6 protein-coding genes are annotated in these 4763 nt (G+C 41.2%); 2 read left to right on the top strand and 4 right to left on the bottom strand.

Going from position 1 to position 4763, the window contains the following annotated elements; all coding sequences use genetic code 11:
* The coding region (locus ACEYJ7_RS08885) for an IS3 family transposase (RefSeq protein WP_373777694.1) at window positions 1-110 on the top strand (110 nt) is incomplete at its 5' end.
* A 79-nt stretch (window positions 111-189) separates the two neighbouring features.
* Here ACEYJ7_RS08885 and pfkA read toward each other — a convergent pair.
* From pfkA to ACEYJ7_RS08870, 3 genes are all read right to left on the bottom strand, one after another.
* Window positions 190-1155 (bottom strand): 6-phosphofructokinase, encoded by a 966-nt coding sequence (gene pfkA / locus ACEYJ7_RS08880; protein WP_373778727.1) that lies wholly within the window; start codon window positions 1153-1155, stop codon window positions 190-192.
* Window positions 1156-1268: 113 nt separating this feature from the next.
* The gene (locus ACEYJ7_RS08875; RefSeq protein ID WP_373778726.1) at window positions 1269-2465 is read right to left on the bottom strand and encodes an aminotransferase class V-fold PLP-dependent enzyme; all 1197 of its coding nucleotides are present in this window, start codon (window positions 2463-2465) and stop codon (window positions 1269-1271) included.
* Window positions 2462-3142, bottom strand: a complete 681-nt coding sequence (locus ACEYJ7_RS08870) for a thermonuclease family protein (protein WP_373778725.1) — start codon at window positions 3140-3142, stop codon at window positions 2462-2464. The genes ACEYJ7_RS08875 and ACEYJ7_RS08870 overlap by 4 nt, the downstream gene beginning before the upstream one ends.
* A 153-nt stretch (window positions 3143-3295) precedes the next feature.
* Here ACEYJ7_RS08870 and ACEYJ7_RS08865 point away from each other — a divergent pair, with 153 nt between their 5' ends.
* Window positions 3296-4558: an NRAMP family divalent metal transporter gene (locus tag ACEYJ7_RS08865; RefSeq protein WP_373778723.1), complete on the top strand. Its 1263-nt coding sequence runs from the start codon at window positions 3296-3298 to the stop codon at window positions 4556-4558.
* Window positions 4559-4641: 83 nt separating this feature from the next.
* Here the strand turns inward: ACEYJ7_RS08865 and ACEYJ7_RS08860 are convergent, their stop codons facing one another.
* Window positions 4642-4761, bottom strand: a complete 120-nt coding sequence (locus ACEYJ7_RS08860; protein WP_373778728.1) for an IS3 family transposase — start codon at window positions 4759-4761, stop codon at window positions 4642-4644.
* Between the last annotated feature and the right edge of the window lie 2 nt (window positions 4762-4763).

Below are 4763 nucleotides of genomic sequence, written 5' to 3'. Positions count from 1 at the left end.
TACAGGCAGAAATTGAAGAATATTTGGTGTATTACAACCAAAAACGAATTAAACCCGACTTAAAAGGATTGAGCCCGGCACAATACCGAGCTCAATATTTACGTGAATAACCTGTCCAACTTTTGGGGGGCAGATCATGTATTCCGAAATTCTCCCCGTTTGTAGAGGAGAATCGGGCGAAATATCAAACTAGAATAATTTTCTTGCCGTATCAAAAATGTCTTTTTTGAACGGACGGCGCATTGTGTTGATTGCTTCGATGATATCGTGGTGAACCAGTTTTTCATTCTGAATACCAACACAACGACCTTTATAACCTTGTAGCAATAATTCCACCGCATAAACGCCCATACGGGACGCTAAAATACGGTCGAAAGCACATGGCGCACCACCGCGTTGGGTGTGACCTAATACGGTTGCACGGGTTTCGTGACCAAAACGCTCTTCAATTTCTTTTGCTAATTCGTGAACGTTAGTCATTAATTCCGTGATCGCAATAATTGCATGACGTTTACCTTTTGCAAAACCTTCACCGATATTACGCATTAATGATTCTTTATCTAAGCCTTTTTCCGGCACGATGATGTATTCGCAACCGCCGGCGAGTGCGGCGCTAATAGTTAAATCGCCACAGTGGCGACCCATGATTTCCACAATTGAAATACGTTGATGTGAGGTTGACGTATCACGTAAACGGTCGATGGCTTCTAATGCCGTTTCTAATGCGGTTTGGTAACCGATAGTATAATCGGTACCGGCAACGTCGTTATCGATTGTCCCCGGCAAGCCGATACACGCAATACCGTGTTCTTCAGTGAGCAATTTTGCCCCCATGTACGAACCGTCACCGCCGATGACAACTAATGCATCAATATCATATTTTTTGAGGGTTTCCACACTTTTGGCTCGCACTTCCGGATCTCTGAATTCCGGGAAGCGGGCAGAACCTAAAAACGTACCGCCACGGTTAATTGTTTCAGATACCGAACGACGTTCGAGTCGAATAACTTTGTCATGATATAGACCATAATAACCGTCTTGGATACCGTATACTTCTAATCCTTCACTTAATGCAGCCCGAACCACGCCGCGAATCGCGGCATTCATACCCGGCGCATCACCACCGCTGGTGAGTACAGCAACTTTTTTTACCATAATAATTACCTATATAATTTAAATTTTAAAATAAATCGAAAACGTCGCGCAGATTACCTTATTACACCTTTTCGTTCTAGCAAAAAATGTGAGAAATTTGTACTTTTTTGATCTCAATCGCCCAAAATCTCTTGAGCTACACCTAATGCTTTGAAGAAATATGCTAAATCTTGTCGATTGTTATAATGTGCAAGTGAAATTCGCACTGTTCCCGAATGGCTTAAATAGCGTATGTACGGTTTGGCACAGTGTTCGCCGGCACGTATCGCAATATGTTGTTCAGTCAAAATTGCTGCCACATCGGCATGATGTTGATGTTTCAACATAAAACTGATGGTGGGCGTGGTTTCGCCCGAACCGATAATTTGCAAATTTTTCTCTTCTTTTAACCGCTTGTGAGCGATATCCGCAAGCTGATACAGGCCTCGGTTTAGCAAATCGAAATCCCAAGACTCCAACCATTCTAACACTTTACCGAAACCGATAATGCCGGCAATATTCGGTGTGCCGGCTTCTAAACGATAAGGTAATTGTGCCAAACTCAATGACGTTATCGTCACATCCTGTAACATTTTTCCGCCGAAAAAGAGCGGAGAAAGTTGTTCTAAGCTTTCCGGTTTACCGGTTAATACCCCGACTCCGGTCGGTCCGTACATTTTATGTGCGGAAAATGCATAATAATCCGCATCTAATTTTTGTACATCGACTTTTTCGCTACACACCGCTTGGGCGATATCCAATACAATTTTGGCAGAAGAATGTTGACGAATAATCGGAATCAATGTTTCAACCGGTTGGCGAATGCCGGTAACGTTAGAGACTAAATTGAGCGCAACAATTTTTGTCTTTGCCGACAGCGATTTTTTTAACTCGTCAGGGTCTATTTTGTAATGGTCATCAACCGCTAATGTAATCAGCTTGGCTTGACAGCGTTTCGCCAGTTGTTGCCACGGAATAAAATTGGCATGATGTTCGGCAATTGAAATGACGATTTCATCGCCGTTTTCCATTTGATGAGCCAGCCCGTTTGCGACCAAATTGAGCGAATGAGTGGTACCGCTTGTCCAAATCACTGCTTCCCGGCTTTTTACATTAAAGCGATGGGTGACTAAATCACGAGCCAATTCATAGTTTTCCGTTTGAGCCAAATCATATTGACTACGATGTACGGAACCTGCGGAACAATAAAAATCACGCGTAGCATTCAGCAACGCATTGGGTTTTAGCGTGGTGGCGGCAGAATCTAAATAAATCCACTCTCTCTCATTACGAAAAAAAGGGAAATGCTCGCGAAATAGATTGTCGATCATGGTTGTTGAGCCTTACGGTAAAGTTTATTGCAAGGGATTCCATCCTTGTTGCCGTCTAATTCTTTCCAACCGCATTGGCGGAAATATTTTACTGCAGAGTCGTAGTCCTTAATCTGTCGGCAAGTTAATTGGGTTTGGCAATTCAGCGAAGAAACAAGCGGTCTGTTTGGCGTTGTTTTTGGCAAATTACTGGAGGACGTCTTTGCCCGCCATTCGGCTGGATTAATCGGATTTTTATCCTGCCATAATCCTATTTTTCGCTTTTGTGCTTGAGTTTGTACCTGTTGGTAAATAGGCTGGGATTGATGATACGCCCAAGCCATGCCTTGTTCCACTAATTTTAAATTAATCTCCTGATTTTTTTCATTATAAGCCACCGCCAACATACGTTGATATTTATCGTAACCGTCAATTTGCAGGCGGATTGTTTTTTTAAATATTAATGTTGCAAGCGCCTGTTTCGCTCGGTTTCCATAGGCTTGGTGTAGTTCGGGAGCATCAATATGCTGTAATCGGACCTTAATTGGTTTACGTTGTTGCAAGCAAGTGAAGGTATCTCCATCACTGATTCCAACTACTTTGCAGATTATATTTTGTTCAATTGATTGCGCAACTATATTTTTTGATAGTGAAAAGTAAAGAAATAATATAGCGAAACAGTAAATAATTTTATTCATATGACTTATTTTGGTTTTTTATCTGTAATTTTAAGTATTTTATACTGTATTTGATCTGTTTTAATGGGGAAATTCATAGTTTATTGTAATAAATAGGGCTTTCTCGCTAAAATTTCTACCCTTGTTTTTTTATTTTTTGCTTCAGGACAGTTTATGACTCAACAACAAAATGAACCAGTTTCTACTTGGCGTTCTAAGTTTGCCGCGATGGGACCAGGGATCTTAATGGCATCCGCTGCGGTTGGCGGTTCTCATATTATTGCTTCCACTCAAGCGGGGGCGATTTACGGTTGGCAATTGGCGCTGATTATTATTCTAGCCAATTTATTCAAATATCCTTTTTTCCGTTTCGGTGTACAGTATACCTTAGCTTCAAACAAAACGTTATTAGAAGGCTACAAAGAAAAGGGCGGTCTTTATTTATGGATTTTCTTTATCCTTAATGTATTTGCCGCAATGATTAATACTGCCGGTGTCGGGATTGTTACGGCAGCCATTCTCAGCTTTATTTTACCGAAATCATGGGCATTAAGCATCCCGCAATTAAGTACCATTGTGATTGCGGTAACTTGGGGAATTTTATTGCTCGGTAAATATCGTTTCTTAGATCAATTGTCTAAATGGATTATGATCGCTCTGACGATTTCTACCGTGACTGCAGTTATTATTGCGGCACTGAAAGGCAGTGCAATGACACCGGAATTTGTCGAACCTTCTCCGTGGAATCTTGCTTCTCTCGCATTTATTGTTGCGTTGATGGGCTGGATGCCAGCTCCAATCGAGATTTCGGCGATTAACTCAATGTGGGTTGTGGCGAAAAAGCGTTTTGCTAAAATTAGTTATCAAGATGGTTTGTTTGATTTTAATGTCGGTTTTATCGGTACTGCGATTTTAGCCATCGTCTTTCTTGCATTGGGCGCGATTGTACAATATGGTTCAGGTGAAGTGGTTGAACAAGCCGGTGTAAAATATATCGCACAACTCATTAAAATGTATGCGTATGCTATTGGTGATTGGTCGCGCTTATTGATCGCATTTATTGCTTTTATGTGTATGTTCGGTACAACGATTACGGTTATTGACGGTTATTCCCGTGCAAACAGTGAAGCGTTACGTCTTTTATTAAATAAAAAAGAGAGTTCGCAGCTTCAATTAAATATTTGGATGACGGTAACTTCGGCAATCGGCATTATGATTATTACCTTGTTTATGAGAGATGTCGCTACGATGTTGAATTTTGCAATGATCTGTTCATTCGTGTCGACCCCGGTATTTGCGTGGCTAAATCTTTCTTTGGTATTAAAAGGCGAACATCGTGTACAAGGCGGATTGTTATGGCTTTCTATCGCCGGTTTGATTTATCTTTCCGGATTTACGTTGCTGTTTATTGCCCATCAAGCCGGTTTACTCAGCTAAATATCGCTTAAATAACAAACGGTCGGTTTTTGCAAAATTTTGTCGAAAACCGACCGCTGATCTGCCCCCAAAAGTTGGACAGGTTATTCACGTAAATATTGAGCTCGGTATTGTGCCGGGCTCAATCCTTTTAAGTCGGGTTTAATTCGTTTTTGGTTGTAATACACCAAATATTCTTCAATTTCTGCCTGTAATTCGGCGATTG

Origin of the sequence: Glaesserella sp., from assembly GCF_041814905.1 — a bacterium.
Classification (GTDB): domain Bacteria; phylum Pseudomonadota; class Gammaproteobacteria; order Enterobacterales; family Pasteurellaceae; genus Glaesserella.
Note: the sequence above shows the minus strand (reverse complement) of the source record. Positions and strands in the feature narration are given on the sequence as shown.

What these genes read in the sequence shown, in the direction of transcription:
- pfkA (WP_373778727.1), bottom strand. Translation starts at nt 1,155, where the DNA reads ATGGTAAAAAAAGTTGCTGTACTCACCAGCGGTGGTGATGCGCCGGGT.
- ACEYJ7_RS08875 (WP_373778726.1), bottom strand. Translation starts at nt 2,465, where the DNA reads ATGATCGACAATCTATTTCGCGAGCATTTCCCTTTTTTTCGTAATGAG.
- ACEYJ7_RS08870 (WP_373778725.1), bottom strand. Translation starts at nt 3,142, where the DNA reads ATGAATAAAATTATTTACTGTTTCGCTATATTATTTCTTTACTTTTCA.
- ACEYJ7_RS08865 (WP_373778723.1), top strand. Translation starts at nt 3,296, where the DNA reads ATGACTCAACAACAAAATGAACCAGTTTCTACTTGGCGTTCTAAGTTT.